We start from the raw sequence: 14812 nt of genomic DNA on the forward strand, positions 1-14812 counted from the left end.
CCGGTCAGGTGGGCGGGGCCCTGCGATGCGAGGCAGGCGGCCGGGGGGTTACTCGGCCAGAACCGCCTCGGCGTCCAGCGTGACGCCGACGGCCTGGATCACGGAGGCGATCTTGAACGCCTCCTGGACGACCTCACGGTCGAGGCCGGCCTTGCGCAGCACCTGCTCGTGCGAGTCCAGGCACATACCGCAGCCGTTGATGGCGGAGACCGCGAAGGACCACAGCTCGAAGTCGACCTTGTCGACGCCCGGGTTGCCGATGACGTTCATCCGCAGGCCCGCGCGCAGGGTGCCGTACTCGTGGTCCGACAGCAGGTGACGGGTGCGGTAGAAGACGTTGTTCATCGCCATCACCGCGGCGGCGGCCTTGGCGGCGGTGTACGCCTCCGGCGACAGGTTCGCCTTCGCCTCCGGCTCCAGCTCGCGCAGCACGATGGGGGAGCGCGAGGCGATCGCCGTCGACAGCACCGTGCCCCAGAGCTGCTGGGCCGGCAGGTCGGAGTTGCCGATGACCGAGCCCAGGTTGAGCTTCAGGTCCTTGGCGTAGTCCGGTATCGCGGACTTCAGGGCATCCAGCGACATGTCAGATCACTCCCCGGAGAGCAGCGCGACGGGGTCGAGGGTCTCGTCGCCCTTCGACCAGTTGCAGGGGCACAGCTCGTCCGTCTGGAGCGCGTCCAGGACCCGGAGGACCTCCTTCGGGTTACGGCCGACGGAGCCCGCGGTCACCATCGAGAACTGGATCTCGTTGTTCTGGTCCACGATGAACACCGCACGCTTGGCGAAGCCGTCCTCGCCCTCGATGCCGAGGTCGCGCATCAGCTCGTGCTTGGAGTCGGCCATCATCGGGAACGGCAGGTCACGCAGGTCGTCGTGGTCCTTGCGCCAGGCGTGGTGGACGAACTCGGAGTCGCCGGAGAAGCCGAGGACCTGCGCGTCGCGGTCCGCGAACTCCTCGTTCAGCTTGCCGAAGGCGGCGATCTCGGTCGGGCACACGAAGGTGAAGTCCTTGGGCCACGCGAAGATGACCTTCCACTGACCCTCGTAGGTCTTGTGGTCGATCTGCTGGAACTCCTTGCCCTTCTCCAGCGAGACGCAGGCGGTCAGGTCGAACTCGGGGAACTTGTCACCGACGGTGAGCACACACACTCCTTGCAGCGAAGAAACTCCCGGATCGCGGGGGTTTCCCATGGGTTGGACTGTGTTGATGTTGGCACAGGCTCGATTGATTACGGAAATAGCTACACTCGGTCGAGTTGATCGGAGGTAGTTATCAGTGACTGTCGGTAATAAGCGCAGGCAGCCCAGCCTCGCCCAGCTCCGGGCCTTCGCGGCGGTCGCCGAGCACCTTCATTTCCGGGACGCGGCCGCGGCGATCGGCATGAGCCAGCCCGCCCTCTCGGGAGCCGTGTCGGCCCTGGAGGAGACACTCGGAGTGACGCTCCTCGAGCGTACGACGCGCAAGGTGCTGCTCTCACCCGAGGGCGAGCGGATCGCCGTACGGGCCAAGGCGGTTCTGGGGGAGGTGGGCGCGCTCCTGGAGGAGGCCGAGGCGGCCCGGGCGCCCTTCACCGGGGCGCTGCGGCTCGGGGTCATCCCCACGGTCGCGCCCTATCTGCTGCCGACCGTGCTGCGGCTCGTCCACGACCGGTATCCGCTCCTCGACCTCCAGGTGCACGAGGAGCAGACCGCCAGCCTCCTGGACGGCCTGGCCGCAGGCCGGCTCGACCTCCTGCTGCTCGCCGTGCCCCTGGGCGTACCGGGCGTGGCCGAACTGCCGCTGTTCGACGAGGACTTCGTGCTCGTCACGCCGCTCGACCACTGGCTCGGCGGGCGGGAGGGCATTCCGCGCCAGGCGCTGCGGGAGCTGAACCTGCTGCTGCTGGACGAGGGGCACTGCCTGCGCGACCAGGCCCTCGATATCTGCCGGGAGGCCGGCCGCGACGACGTGCCGGTCACCACGACCGCCGCCGGGCTGTCCACGCTGGTGCAGCTCGTCGCGGGCGGACTCGGTGTGACGCTGTTGCCGCGCACCGCCCTGAAGGTGGAGATCTCCCGCAGCAACCAGCTCCTCACCGGCTGCTTCGCCGACCCGGCCCCCACCCGCCGGATCGCACTGGCGATGCGGGCGGGGGCCGCGCGCGGCGGGGAGTACGAGGAGCTGGCGGCCGCCCTGCGCCAGGCGCTGCGGCCGCTGCCCGTACGGGTCCTGGACCAGGACGGCTGACGGCTCATGCCTCTGGCCGGGTCCCGTGCCTCCACGGGACCCGGCCAGGGTGCCTGACTGCTCGTGCGGGACCCGGCCCTACTCGGTGCGCAGCCCGTCCGGCCGCATCAGCTTCAGCAGCGGCGGCAGGCTCAGCAGGGTCACCACCAGCACGACACCCGCGCCGATGCCTGTCATCGACAGCACGCTCGGCCAGTCCACCCGGACCGACGTGTTGGTCATCCGCAGCAGCACCACGCCCAGGGCGATGCCCACCGTCGCTGCGAGCAGCAGACCCAGCCCGATCGGGATGGCCGTCTGCCACAGCACCGACAGGCCGAGGGTGCGGCGCCGGGTGCCGAAGGCGACCAGGGACGACAGCAGCTTGCGGCGTTCGCGCAGCTGCTCCAGCTGCGAGACCAGCAGACTCGCCCCGATCAGTGCCAGCACGCATGCGGCTCCGACGGACAGGCCGGTGCGGATGGTGGCATAGCGTTCGTTGCTCTCGATGCTGTGCCAGGTCATCGGCTGGGACAGCGGGTCCAGCCGCGCGGCCGTGTTGCGCACGTGGTCGTAGGCGTCCGGCTGCGACATGTCCAGGCTCAGGAAGAGCCGAGCGGACGTGACCGCCGCCAGCTTCCCGGGCAGCGCGCCGGGGGTGATCAGGATGCCGCCGCGCTCGTTTCCGGTGGGGTCCTCGCGGGGCTGGGCCTGGCGGATGTCCTGCGGCACGGTCCAGGAGACGGGGCGGTCACCCGAGTGGGCGGCGTCGCCTTCCGGTTCGGCCCACAGGGTCGTGCCGGGCTCGGCCAGGCTGTCGCTCGCACTGTCGTACTCCGATCCCTTGGCCGCGAAGACGTCCCCGTCGCGGCAGGAGGGGAGCGTGGCCACCTCGCGCAGCGACGCGCAGTCGCCCACGGTGATCTGGGCGTAGGAGTCCTCGTGGCGCCGGTCGCGCAGATAGGTGTCGGACAGCGCGGTGACCTTGCGCACGCCCTCGGTGTCGCGGTACTTCCCGACGATGGTCGCGGCGTCGGCACCCTTCGGCACGTCCACGCTCATCTGCGCCCGTGCGACGTCGTACCGGGACTCCCTGGTGTAGTTGCCCTCCACCCCGGCGAAGAGCATCTGCAGCGCGATCGCCCCGGCCACCGCCACCGCGATGCCGTTGACCATCCTGGCTGCGGCACCACTGCTCAACTGAAGCCTGCGCACGGCCAGTTGCCAGGCGACCCCGCCCGAGCCGAGCCGGGCCACGACCGTCTCCACCACCCAGGGGAGCAGTGCCGTGACGCCGACCAGCAGGAGCATCACACCGCCCACGACGAGGTACTGGTTGAAGTTCCCGCCGTCGTCGCCCTGCCCGATCATCGGATAGAGCATCGCGAGCCCGCCCAGCGGCAGCAGCAGCCGCCACCACAGGCGGCGCCGCGCGGGCTTGGCCGTACGCACCACGCCGAGGGGCTCGATGACCACGCCGCGCAGGGCGAGGATCGTCACCAGGACCGCGGCCGCCGGCACCGCCAGCGCGACCAGGACGGCCAGCAGGGGCGAGGGGTTCAGATAACTGGGGAACACACTGACGCGGAACACCACTACGGAGGCCGCCAGTTCGCGTCCGAGCAGGAAGAACCCGGTGCCTAGGACGAGCCCCAGCACGGATCCGGCGAGCGCCTCGCCCGCGGCGATCCGCCGGGTCATCCGGCTGTCGGAGCCGACCAGCCGCAGTGCCGCCAGCCTGCGGTCGCGCCGCTCGCCGCCGAACCGTACGGCCGCTGCGATGAACACGGCGACCGGCATCAGCAGCACCACGAAGACGACCAGGACCAGCAGGAGCAGCACCGGGTCCCAGGGGTCGGACGGCCCCAGGTCGTCGTTGCCGAAGTGGTCGATCCGGGCGCCGCTCGCGGTGCCCTCGAGCAGTTTCGCGAGCCCCTTGCCGCCCGCGTAGTAGGCCAGTTCGTGGGAGCCGACGAGCCCCTGCTCGCCGATGGTGCCCGCGATGCGGTAGTCCAGGCGCTCCCGCAGCAGCTTGCCGTCGTCGGAGGCGAGCAGTTCCTTCAGCGCGGGGGAGACCACCATCTCGCCGTCCGCGGGGAACGCCGAGACCCCCGGCGGCAGCGGCGACCGCGGGCCCTCCGCCTCCAGCACCCGGCCGCGCACGTCCATGTCCCGGAACGTGGTGTCCGCGTCCAGGACGATCAGTGTGTTGTCGGCCCTGGGTATCTCCTGCTGGCCGAAGGTGTGGTCGCTGCGGGCCTCCTCGCGCCGGTCGCGTTCCGCCAGGGCGCCCGGGATGGCGGTGGTGAGCAGCAGCAGCGCCACTCCGAGCCCGACGCCGACGGCCGTGAGCGGCGCCCGCGTCCACCCCTCGCGTCCGCCGGCGAGGGCGAACCGGGCCCCCATGCCCAGGTCCCGGCTCCACTGCCCGATGCTCATACGACGCGCTCCATGTCACGGGACTTGCCGTCCCGTACGACGATCTCGCGGTCGGAGTAGGCGGCCACCCGGGCCTCGTGCGTGACGAGCACCACGGCCGCGTTGGCGGACCGTGCCGCGTCCGTCAGCAGCTCCATCACGCGCTCGCCGTTGAACGAGTCCAGTGCGCCGGTCGGCTCGTCGGCGAAGACCACCCGCGGGTTCGTCACCAGCGAGCGGGCGACGGCGACCCGCTGTCCCTGACCGCCGGACACCTCGCCGGGCCGCTTCTTGCGGAGGTCGTCGACCTCCAGCCGTTCCATCCAGGCCAGCGCGGTCCGCTCGGCCTCCTTGCGGGAGGAGCCGTTCAGCCGCAGCGGCAGCGCGACGTTCTCCACGCAGGTGAGTTCCGGCACGAGCTGCCCGAACTGGAACACGAACCCGAACTCCGAGCGCCGCAGCGCACTGCGCTCGGCGTCGCCCATCGCGGTCACCTCGCGCCCGTTGTACGTGATCGAGCCCGAGTCGGGCACGACGATCCCGGCCAGGCAGTGCAGCAGGGTCGACTTGCCCGACCCGGACGGCCCCATCACGGCGACGACCTCGCCCGGGTGAATGGAGAACCCCGCGCCGTCGAGCGCGGTCGTCGGCCCGTACACCTTGCGCAGGTCCTGGGCGGTGAGGAGCGAACCAGCGGGGATCGTCACCGGGTCACCGCCTCGCGGAGCTTGTCCAGACGGGCCGCGGCCAGCTCCAGCCAGCGCAGGTCCGCCTCCAGGTGGAACAGCGCGTGGTCGCAGATGAGCTGGTCGGCCAGATCGCCCTTGCGCTTGCGGTCGGTGAGGATCCGCATGCTGCGCAGGTGCTCCGAGCGCTGCGTGTCGAGGATGTCACCGGCGTCACGATGGGTGAGCAGCGCGAGGACGACCTTCGTGTAGAGGGTCGACTGGAGGTACGGCTCCGGTTTCTCGGGCGTGGCGAGCCAGCGCGCGACGTCCGTGACCCCGGCCTCGGTGATCGCGTACCGCTTGCGCTCGGGCCCGTCGCCCGCCTCGATGCCGTCGACCTCGACGAGCCCGTTCTTCAGCAGGCGGGACATCGTCGAGTAGACCTGGCCGTAGTGGAGCGGCCTGTCGTGACCGAACTTCTCGTCGAAGGCCCGCTTCAGGTCGTAACCGTGGCGCGGGCCGGACTCCAGGAGTCCCAGGAGAGTGTGACCGATGGACATGAACAGGACTGTACACGGGGTGTATACGCGGCATGTATACGCCGAGTGTGCAGTATCCGGTGTGGGGTGCGGCCGTGCAGGTCGGAGCGCGTTGTCACGCTTCTGTAACAGCCGCGGGCGCCCGGGTGTTCAGCCCGGCGGGGGGCCGGAGGGGGACCCCCCTGGCGGACGCCCCCGGCGGGGCAGCGGCCCGGTCTCCCGCGGCAGCCGCCCCGCCTCGGCCAGCGCCTTCCGCAGCAGGAACTCGATCTGCGCGTTGGCCGACCGCAGCTCGTCCCCGGCCCACCGTGCGAGCGCCTCGTACACCGCGGGGTCCAGCCGCAGCAGCACCTGCTTGCGCTGCTGCTGCGGCCGGCGCTGCGGGCCCTGGCCTTCGGGAGGGACCGTCACTGGTAGAGGGACCCGGTGTTGAGGACCGGCTGTGCGGCCCGGTCACCGCACAGCACCACCATCAGGTTGGAGACCATCGCCGCCTTCCGTTCGGAGTCCAGCTCCACGATGTCCCGCTCGGTGATCCGGGCGATCGCGGCCTCCACCATGCCCACCGCGCCGTCCACGATCTGCCGCCGCGCCGCGACCACCGCTCCGGCCTGCTGCCGCTGGAGCATCGCCGAGGCGATCTCGGGGGCGTACGCGAGGTGCGTGAACCGGGACTCGATGATCTGCACTCCGGCCGCCTCCACGCGCGCGTGCAGTTCCACGGCGAGCTTCTCGGTGATCTCCTCGGCGTTGCCGCGCAGCGAGAGGCCGTCCTCGTCGTGCGCGTCGTAGGGGTACTCGATGGCGATGTGCCGCACGGCCGCCTCGGTCTGGGTGGAGACGAACTCGATGTAGTCGTCGACCTCGAAGGTGGCCTGGGCGGTGTCCTCGACGCGCCAGACCACGACCGCGGCGAGCTCGATCGGGTTGCCGTAGGCGTCGTTGACCTTGAGGACGGCGGTCTCGTGGTTGCGGACGCGCGTCGAGATCTTCGTGCGCGAGGTGAAGGGGTTCACCCAGCGTAGGCCGTCCTGCCGGATGGTGCCCCGGTACCGGCCGAAGAGCTGGACGACCCGGGCCTCGCCGGGAGCCACCATGTTCAGCCCGCACATGGCGAGGAACGCCGCGAGCGCGATCAGGATGCCGCCGATGATCAGCCCGGCCTGCGCCCCCGTCGGCTGCACCGAGGTGGCGGCCGCGATCAGCCCGGCGCCGGCAAGCAGTCCGAGCAGCCCGAGCAGCAGGGCGAGCCCGCCGCCGATGCTGTGGGCGGTGAACTCCCGCACGCGGGGTGCCGGCATCTCGGGCACGTCGGCCGTGACCTGCGGTTCCGGTGTGGACATGGGTGATCCCCCGTTTCTCTGGGAAGCCGCTCCTGCTTAGCTTCCGTCTAGCTAAGTGATATCACTTTTCCGGCTCTTCGCAACCCTGCGGGTGTCTCGAACGTCGGTTCCGTTGGGAATGGGTGCTGATTGTCACGTCCGCAAAGGGCTGGATCGGCTGCCCTATCTCTTATCTCCCGGTGTTAGCTTTCTGAGCTGACCTGAGCGGCGAACCTGTGTGACGCATGAGCACACATGAACGAAGCGGAGCGGATCGGACCCATGGGACGAGCGGAAGAAAGACGCGCCAGACAGCGCGGTGGGCGCCGGGCGGCACCCAAGAGCCACCGTTCGTCGGGCGCGGCCGGGAAGGGCCGTATACGCAGGCTCTTCACCTGGAAGAAGATCGTCGGCACCTTCTTCGGCCTGTGCCTGCTGACCATGGGCGCCTTCATCGTGCTGTACATGATGATCGGGATCCCCGAGGGGAACGCCGATGCCAAGCGGCAGAGCAACATCTACAAGTACAGCGACGGCTCGATCATGGCCCGCGACGGCAAGGTCAACCGCGAGGTCGTCGACCTGTCCAGGGTCCCCAAGGACGTGCGGCTCACCTTCGTCGCCGCCGAGAACAAGACCTTCTACAAGGACGCCGGCGTCGACCTCAAGGGCACCGCGCGGGGCCTGCTCAACACGCTGTCCGGCCGCGGCGCGCAGGGCGGCTCGACGATCACCCAGCAGTACGTCAAGAACTACTACCTGACCCAGGAACAGACCGTCTCGCGCAAGCTGAAGGAGATGGTCATCTCGCTGAAGCTGGACCGGGAGAAGTCCAAGGACTACATCCTCGCCGGCTACATCAACACCAGCTACTACGGCCGCAACGCCTACGGCATCCAGGCCGCCGCCCAGGCCTACTACCGCAAGGACGCCGAACAGCTCTCGGTCGCGCAAGGCGCCTACCTCGCGGCACTCCTCCAGGCTCCCAGCCAGTACGACTGGGCCGTCGCCTCGGAGAACGGCAAGAAGCTGGTGAAGGCGCGCTGGAACTACGTGCTGGACAACATGGTCGACGAGGGCTGGCTGAGCCAGTCCAAGCGGGCCGGTCTGAAGTTCCCGGTCCCGAAGGAACCCAAGCCCGCCCCGGGCATGGAGGGCCAGAAGGGCTACCTGGTCAACGCGGCCAACGCGGCACTGGAGAAGCAGCTCGTCGCCGACGGCACCGCCGACAGCCCCAAGCAAGCCGAGGCGTTGGTCAACGCCGGCGGCTGGACCCTGACGCTCAACATCGACAAGAAGAAGCAGGCGGCGCTGGAGAAGTCCGTTCAGCAGCAACTGACCAGCAAGCTCGACCCCGCCAAGCGCAAGGTGGACGGGAACGTCCAGGCCGGCGCCGTATCGGTGAACCCGAAGACCGGTGCCGTGGTCGCGATGTACGGCGGCGAGGACTACTTCAAGCACTACATGAACAACGCCACCCGCGCCGACTACCAGCCGGCCTCCACCTTCAAGCCGGTCATCCTGGCCGCGGCCCTGGAGGAGCAGGCGAAGACGCAGGACGGCAAGCCGATCACGGCCGACACGGTCTACGACGGCACGAGCAAGCGCCAGGTCGTGGAGGACGGCACCAAGGTCGGTTTCGCCCCCGAGAACGAGGACGACCGGAACTACGGCCCGATCTCCGTCCAGACGGCGATGAACAAGTCCGTCAACTCCGTCTTCGCGCAGATGGGCGTCGACGTCGGCATGTCCGAGGTGGTGAAGGTCGCCGGCAAGCTCGGCATGGACACCGAGAACATGGAGGCCGTGCCCGCGCAGACCCTGGGAAGCATGGGAGCCAGCCCCCTGCAGATGGCCGGTGTCTACGCGACCCTCGACAACCACGGCAAGAAGGTCACCCCGGCCCTCCTGAAGTCGGCGGAGCACCTGAACCAGACGGTCACCATGCCCGACCCGATCGGCGACGAGGTCATCAGCCGCGAGGCCGCCGACTCGGTCACCTCGGTGCTGACCGGCGTGGTCGACGACGGCACCGCCCAGGCGTCCGTGCGCAACAACCCCCTGCGCGACGGCCAGCAGGTCGCGGGCAAGACGGGAACGTCCGACAACAACAAGTCGGCCTGGTTCACCGGCTACACGCCGAAGCTGGTCACCTCGGTGGGCCTGTTCGGCGAGGACACCAAGACCCACGCCCAGGTTCCGATGTACAAGGCGCTCGGCGAGCCCCGGATCAATGGCGGCGGCTTCCCGGCGCGTATCTGGGCGCAGTACACCTTCGGTGTGATGGGCGACGTCAGCAAGTTCGACCTGGAGACCCAGCAGGGCGCAGCCGTCCAGCCGACCTGGACGCCGACGCCCACGCAGGAGCCGACGACCGAGGAGCCGACGCAGGAGCCGACGACCGAGGAGCCCTCGTCGTCCCCGCCGCCGACGACGGAGAAGCCCTCGTCGTCCCCGCCGGCCACCCCGTCGACGAACCCGCCCAGCTTCACCCCGCCCACGACCCCGCAGACGACACCGCCGGGCGACGGCGGTGACCCGTTCGACCCGATCCAGCCGGGCGACGACGACCAGTAGGAGACGACCGACGGCAGACGGCCGGCAGCAGACGCCGAAGGGCGCCCGGTGGACCCGGGCGCCCTTCGGCGTGTTCGTCGTGCTCGCGCGGCTCCGTCAGCCGCGGTTCAGCTCGAACCAGACCACCTTGCCCGTGCTGAGCCGGGTGGCGCCCCAGCGCCGGGCCAGCCGGTTCACCAGGTACAGCCCGCGCCCGCCCTCGTCGGTGGCGCGTGCCTGGCGCAGCCGCGGCAGCTGCGGCACGTCGTCGCCGACCTCGCAGCGCAGCACGTCCGTGCGCAGCAGCCGCAGCGTGACCGGCCGGGACGCGTACCGCACGGCGTTCGTCACGACCTCGCTGACGAGCAGCTCGACGGAGTCGCTGAGCTCCTCCAGCCCCCAGCGCTGCAACGCGCGCCGGGCCAGCCGGCGGGCCCGGCCGGGGGCCGCGTCCTCCGGCTCCAGGAACCAGTACGCCACGTCGCTCGGCGCGATCCCGTCGAAGCGGGCGGCGAGCAGCGCGATGTCGTCGTCCCGGTCGCCCGGGCCGAGCATGTCGAGCACCTCGTCGCACAGCGCTTCCAGGGGCGGCGGATGGTCCGGCCCGGTGAGCTGCGCGACCGCGGCGAGCTTCTCCCGCAGCTGCTCGATGCCGGTCCACACGTCGCGCAGCCGGGACTCGACCAGGCCGTCGGTGTACAGCAGCAGCGTCCCCCCGGCGGGCGCGTCCAGCTCCACCGCCTCGAAGTCCACGCCGCCGACGCCGATCGGGGCACCGGCGGGCACCCGCAGCACCTCGGCGCGGCCGCCCAGGTGGAGCAGGACGGGCGGCGGATGACCGGCGTTGGCGATGGTGATGCGGTGCGATACCGGGTCGTACACGGCGTAGAGGCACGTGGCCATGCGGTCCACGCCGAGGCGCTGGGCCTGTTCGTCGAGGTGGTGCAGGACCTCCTGCGGCGGCAGGTCCAGGCCGGCGAGGGTCTGGGCCGTGGTGCGCAGCTGGCCCATGATGGCGGCCGAGGTCATGGAGTGGCCCATGACGTCACCGACGACCAGGGCGACCCGGCTGCCGGGCAGCGGGATCGCGTCGTACCAGTCGCCGCCCACTCGGGCCGTCTCCGCCGCCGGCAGGTACCGGGAGGCCAGCCGCACGCCCGTCGGGCGGGGCAGCGTCTCGGGCAGCATGGTGCGCTGCAGCTCGTCCGCGATGTAGGCCTCGCGGCCGTACAGCACGGCCTTGTCGATGCCGAGGGCGCTGTGCGTGGCGAGCTGGGCGGCGACCAGCAGGTCGTCCGGGTCGAACGCGATGCGCTCGGGGCGGCGCAGGAACAGGGCGGCACCGATCACCCGGCGCCGGCCGCGCAGCGGGGCGAGGATCGCGCGCTGCCCGTCCGGTACGGCGAACTCGCCGTCCTCTCCGAGCAGTTCCGGCAGCGCGGCGCGGGCCGCGGGGGCGTCGGTGAACACCGGGCGTACGCCCCGCAGCACCTCGGCGAGCGCGCTGCCGGGCCGCACCTCGCACAGCTCGGCACCGACCGTGTCCAGTTCGTTCGGCTCGGGCTGCGCGGCCGGAAGGAAGCCGTTCTCGGTGTCCCGCTCCGCCGGTATGCGGTCGGTGCGGCGCAGCCGCAGCACCAGCGGGCCGGTGGGCCGCTCGTCGCCGACGGGCAGCGGGTCGCGCAGGTAGACCAGGATCGCGTCGGAGAAGGTGGGCACGGTGGCCCGGCACAGCCCCATGACGATCTCGTCGAGATCGATGCCGCGGGCGATCCGCCGGGTGGCGGCCCCCACGAACCTGAGCCGGTCGCCGTCCCGCCGCATCGGCGTGGGGCGGCCGGGCGGCAGGCTCTGGCCGCTGCGGCGCTCCTGCCCGTCGCTGTGCACCGGCGGCCGGTCCTGTTCGTCGGCCGGCTGGACCGGAATGCCCTCGGGGGCGGGGCGCGGCCGAGGCGTCTCGCGCTCGGCGGTCTGCTCGGCACCCGGCTGGGAGTGCTCGGAGGCGGGGTCGCTCACGGTGTCCTTGCCCTTGCCGAACGGCGTGGAGGTGCCCGGCTCCGACGTGCCCGGCGTGCTGTGTGCCGTCGTGACCGGAACGCTGACGTCGCCGCCTGGGCGGCCCTGTACCGGTAAGGTGCCGGCGCCTGGCGCACGCGCCGGTGCCGGGGTATGCACGAAAGCCCCGCGGGGGTCCGCGGGGTCGACGCCCGCCTGGGGGCGTTCGAACGAGGTCGGCTGCTCCGTCACGCGTGTCGAATCCATCCGTCCGGGGCTGCGCGCCGCGCGCGCAGTTGGTCCCGCCGAAACTCCGATACCCGGATTACGTGCCCCAGGAACGGAATTCCCGCGTGGTCAGAGGTTGTTCCTGTGCCACCGACGGACCGTCTGCGGCCCTCCGGGGCCGTCTGACGGCCCCTGGGGCCCGTGGCGCAGGCCCTTCCGGTGTTGCCCTCGTACCCCTCGCTCACGTCCTGCCGCCCCTCGGTGACGATCGGTCAAGCCCAGCGCGTGCTCCGGTAGTTGCCGCCGCGCGCCCTTGCGGAGGACGATCCTACGTTTCTTGCCCGGGGGCGCATCAAGGGTCTCATGAGGACAGATGCGCGGGCGTACGATCCCAGTCCTCCGGCAGTGACGGTACAGCCCAGGAGGGATCCGGGCGCCAGTGCTGCCAGCCTTCCGAGAACGGCGGCCCCCACGCGCGGATCACCTCCACCGCGTCCCGTCCCGCACCCTGTACCTTTTCCGCCAGTTGGTCGTCCATCAGCCCGTCGCGGCGGGCCTGGGCGAACTCGTCCTCGTCCCGCCAGTGCCAACTGCGGTCGGGATGGACCGAGATGTCCAGGAAGTGGTCGACGGAGTCGACGCCGCCCGCCCAACGGGCCAAGGGTTCCTCCAGGTTCACGTACCAGTTCTTGAACTGCCAGCCGGGTTCCCAGAACAGCCACACCGACCACGGCTCGCCGGGCCGGGCCAGCTTCAGCACACCCGTGCCGAACCACCGGTCGCGCTGCACGGTCCGCGGCTTGGTGTAGCGCGACTCCAGCGGCTCCAGGTGTACGGGCGTGCCGTCGGCGAGCACGGGCTTCACGCACTCGGTGCCGGGCGCCAGCCACACGGCGAGCAGGTCCGCGTCGTCCCGGACGACGGTGACGGGGCGCGCGATGTGCACCTGCGTGCCGCCGTTCTCCCGGTACCGCCACAGGATCCGGCTCCCGGGCGCCCAGAAGCCTGCCGCACCACCCGTTTCCACGCGTCTCATCGCTCCACCGTCTGCCATGACCAGATATTAGGTGCCGTAGGCATACGACGCTGCGGCGCGTGTCACGGTTCACGCGCCGGGCACACGAACGAGCCCGTTTGTCACGGATGCGTCATCCGCAGGACATCGAGCGCCTCGTCGAGCTGCTCCGCGGTCAGGTCCCCGCGCTCCACGTACCCGCCGTCCAGCACGACCTGACGGATCGTCTTGCGCTCGGCCAGCGCCTTCTTGGCGACCTTCGCCGCCTCCTCGTAGCCGATGTACTTGTTCAGCGGGGTCACGACCGAGGGGGACGACTCGGCGTACTCCCGCGCCCGCTCGCGGTTCGCGGTGATGCCGTCGACGGTGCGGTCGGCGAGCAGCCGCGTCGCGTTGGCGAGCAGCCGGATCGACTCCAGCACGTTCTTGGCGATGACGGGCAGCATCACGTTGAGCTCGAAGTTCCCGGCGGCGCCGGCGGTCGCGACCGTGGCGTCGTTGCCCACGACCTGGGCGGCCACCATCAGCACGGCCTCGGGAATGACCGGATTCACCTTGCCCGGCATGATCGAGGAGCCGGGCTGGAGGTCGGGCAGGGCGATCTCCGCGAGGCCGGTGCGCGGCCCGGAGGACATCCAGCGCAGGTCGTTGGCGATCTTCGTCAGCCCCACCGCGATGGTCCGCAGCTGGCCGCTGGTCTCGACGATGCCGTCCCGGGCGCCCTGTGCCTCGAAGTGGTCGCGGGCCTCGGTGAGGGGCAGCCCGGTCGTCCGGGCGACCTCCTCGATGACGGCGGCGGAGAAGCCGGGCGGGGTGTTGATGCCGGTGCCGACGGCCGTACCGCCGAGGGGCAGTTCGGCGAGCCGGGGGAGGGAGGCCTCAAGACGCTCGATGCCGTACCGCACCTGGGCCGCGTACCCGCCGAACTCCTGGCCGAGCGTCACGGGCGTGGCGTCCATCAGGTGCGTCCGCCCCGACTTCACGACGTCGGCGAACTCCTCGGCCTTGCGCTCCAGGGAGGCGGCGAGGTGCTCCAGGGCGGGCACCAGGTCGCGCGTCACGGCGGCGGTGGCGGCGATGTGGATCGAGGAGGGGAAGACGTCGTTGGACGACTGGGAGGCGTTGACGTGGTCGTTCGGATGTACGGCGCTGCCCAGGCGCTCGCTCGCGAGGGTGGCGATGACCTCGTTGGTGTTCATGTTGGACGAGGTCCCGGACCCGGTCTGGAACACGTCGACCGGGAAGTGCTCGTCCCACTTCCCCTCGGCGACTTCCCCGGCCGCCTCCTGGATCGCCTGCGCGATGTCCTTGTCCAGGACCCCCAGCTCGGCGTTGACCTTGGCCGCCGCGCCCTTGATCCGGGCCAGCGCCTCGATGTGCGCACGCTCGATGCGCTGTCCGGAGACCGGGAAGTTCTCCACGGCCCGCTGGGTCTGGGCACGCCACTTGGCGTGCGCGGGCACCCGCACCTCGCCCATGGAGTCGTGCTCGGTGCGGTACTCGGTCCTGTCCTGCTCGTCGGTCATCGACGATCACCTCCACGTGTCACAGCGTCAGCGCCGCGACCACTGTTCCCCGCGGAGGCGAATCATCACCGCCGCGGTCAGGCGAGTCCGGGTCCGCGTACCGGAATGGAGGTGAACGTGGGCGCCGGGGCCGGGTCCTGGAAGAAGTCGTTGCCCTTGTCGTCGACCACGATGAACGCCGGGAAGTCCTCGACCTCGATCTTCCAGACCGCCTCCATGCCGAGCTCCTCGTACTCGACGACCTCGACCTTCTTGATGCAGTCCTGGGCGAGACGGGCGGCCGGGCCGCCGATGGAGCCCAGGTAGAAGCCGCCGTGCGTGCCGCAAGCGTCCGTGACC

General features: G+C 70.7%; 13 protein-coding genes. 2 read left to right on the forward strand and 11 right to left on the reverse strand.

The window, feature by feature from the left end; all coding sequences use genetic code 11:
- Positions 1–48 precede the first annotated feature (48 nt).
- Both ABT116_RS17365 and ABT116_RS17370 read right to left on the reverse strand, forming a co-directional pair.
- Positions 49–582 carry an alkyl hydroperoxide reductase gene (locus tag ABT116_RS17365; RefSeq protein WP_031103031.1) on the reverse strand — a complete coding sequence of 178 codons (534 nt, stop codon included), beginning with the start codon at positions 580–582 and terminating at the stop codon, positions 49–51.
- 6 nt (positions 583–588) lie between these two features.
- Entirely contained in the window at positions 589–1143 is a 555-nt protein-coding gene (locus ABT116_RS17370; RefSeq protein WP_030842656.1) for a peroxiredoxin, read from the reverse strand.
- A gap of 133 nt (positions 1144–1276) precedes the next feature.
- On the opposite strand from ABT116_RS17370, the gene ABT116_RS17375 reads away from it, so the two are divergent.
- Positions 1277–2227, forward strand: a complete 951-nt coding sequence (locus ABT116_RS17375) for a LysR substrate-binding domain-containing protein (RefSeq protein WP_351633863.1) — start codon at positions 1277–1279, stop codon at positions 2225–2227.
- Positions 2228–2305: 78 nt separating this feature from the next.
- Here ABT116_RS17375 and ABT116_RS17380 read toward each other — a convergent pair whose 3' ends face one another.
- The 5 genes from ABT116_RS17380 to ABT116_RS17400 form a co-directional block, all read right to left on the reverse strand.
- Positions 2306–4645 carry an ABC transporter permease gene (locus ABT116_RS17380; protein WP_351633866.1) on the reverse strand — a complete coding sequence of 780 codons (2340 nt, stop codon included), beginning with the start codon at positions 4643–4645 and terminating at the stop codon, positions 2306–2308.
- Positions 4642–5331, reverse strand: coding sequence for an ABC transporter ATP-binding protein (locus ABT116_RS17385; protein WP_351633869.1), 690 nt, complete (start codon positions 5329–5331; stop codon positions 4642–4644). The genes ABT116_RS17380 and ABT116_RS17385 overlap by 4 nt, the downstream gene beginning before the upstream one ends.
- Positions 5328–5852, reverse strand: coding sequence for a PadR family transcriptional regulator (locus ABT116_RS17390; RefSeq protein WP_033311201.1), 525 nt, complete (start codon positions 5850–5852; stop codon positions 5328–5330). Before ABT116_RS17390 ends, ABT116_RS17385 begins: the two co-directional genes overlap by 4 nt.
- A gap of 129 nt (positions 5853–5981) precedes the next feature.
- Positions 5982–6242, reverse strand: coding sequence for a type II toxin-antitoxin system antitoxin (locus ABT116_RS17395; protein ID WP_351633873.1), 261 nt, complete (start codon positions 6240–6242; stop codon positions 5982–5984).
- Entirely contained in the window at positions 6239–7174 is a 936-nt protein-coding gene (locus ABT116_RS17400) for an SPFH domain-containing protein (protein ID WP_351633876.1), read from the reverse strand. The genes ABT116_RS17395 and ABT116_RS17400 overlap by 4 nt, the downstream gene beginning before the upstream one ends.
- Positions 7175–7435: 261 nt before the next feature.
- On the opposite strand from ABT116_RS17400, the gene ABT116_RS17405 reads away from it, so the two are divergent.
- The gene (locus tag ABT116_RS17405; protein WP_351633893.1) at positions 7436–9730 is read left to right on the forward strand and encodes a transglycosylase domain-containing protein; all 2295 of its coding nucleotides are present in this window, start codon (positions 7436–7438) and stop codon (positions 9728–9730) included.
- A 96-nt stretch (positions 9731–9826) separates the two neighbouring features.
- Here the strand turns inward: ABT116_RS17405 and ABT116_RS17410 are convergent, their stop codons facing one another.
- From ABT116_RS17410 to ABT116_RS17425, 4 genes are all read right to left on the reverse strand, one after another.
- Positions 9827–11971, reverse strand: a complete 2145-nt coding sequence (locus ABT116_RS17410; protein ID WP_351633879.1) for a SpoIIE family protein phosphatase — start codon at positions 11969–11971, stop codon at positions 9827–9829.
- Positions 11972–12293: 322 nt separating this feature from the next.
- The gene (gene fomD, locus ABT116_RS17415) at positions 12294–12986 is read right to left on the reverse strand and encodes a cytidylyl-2-hydroxypropylphosphonate hydrolase (protein WP_351633882.1); all 693 of its coding nucleotides are present in this window, start codon (positions 12984–12986) and stop codon (positions 12294–12296) included.
- An 83-nt stretch (positions 12987–13069) separates the two neighbouring features.
- The gene (locus ABT116_RS17420) at positions 13070–14473 is read right to left on the reverse strand and encodes a class II fumarate hydratase (protein ID WP_351633885.1); all 1404 of its coding nucleotides are present in this window, start codon (positions 14471–14473) and stop codon (positions 13070–13072) included.
- A 77-nt stretch (positions 14474–14550) separates the two neighbouring features.
- Positions 14551–14812 (reverse strand): fumarate hydratase C-terminal domain-containing protein (locus tag ABT116_RS17425; protein ID WP_351633887.1); only part of this gene is annotated, 262 nt, incomplete at its 5' end.

Source organism: Streptomyces sp. NPDC002130, from assembly GCF_040296465.1.
GTDB lineage: Bacteria > Actinomycetota > Actinomycetes > Streptomycetales > Streptomycetaceae > Streptomyces.

Bases quoted from the DNA above. Each gene is read 5' to 3' on its own strand.
- ABT116_RS17365 (WP_031103031.1), bottom strand. From the start codon at position 582: ATGTCGCTGGATGCCCTGAAGTCCGCGATACCGGACTACGCCAAGGAC.
- ABT116_RS17380 (WP_351633866.1), bottom strand. From the start codon at position 4,645: ATGAGCATCGGGCAGTGGAGCCGGGACCTGGGCATGGGGGCCCGGTTC.
- ABT116_RS17390 (WP_033311201.1), bottom strand. From the start codon at position 5,852: ATGTCCATCGGTCACACTCTCCTGGGACTCCTGGAGTCCGGCCCGCGC.
- ABT116_RS17400 (WP_351633876.1), bottom strand. From the start codon at position 7,174: ATGTCCACACCGGAACCGCAGGTCACGGCCGACGTGCCCGAGATGCCG.
- ABT116_RS17405 (WP_351633893.1), top strand. From the start codon at position 7,436: ATGGGACGAGCGGAAGAAAGACGCGCCAGACAGCGCGGTGGGCGCCGG.
- ABT116_RS17410 (WP_351633879.1), bottom strand. From the start codon at position 11,971: ATGGATTCGACACGCGTGACGGAGCAGCCGACCTCGTTCGAACGCCCC.
- fomD (WP_351633882.1), bottom strand. From the start codon at position 12,986: ATGGCAGACGGTGGAGCGATGAGACGCGTGGAAACGGGTGGTGCGGCA.
- ABT116_RS17420 (WP_351633885.1), bottom strand. From the start codon at position 14,473: ATGACCGACGAGCAGGACAGGACCGAGTACCGCACCGAGCACGACTCC.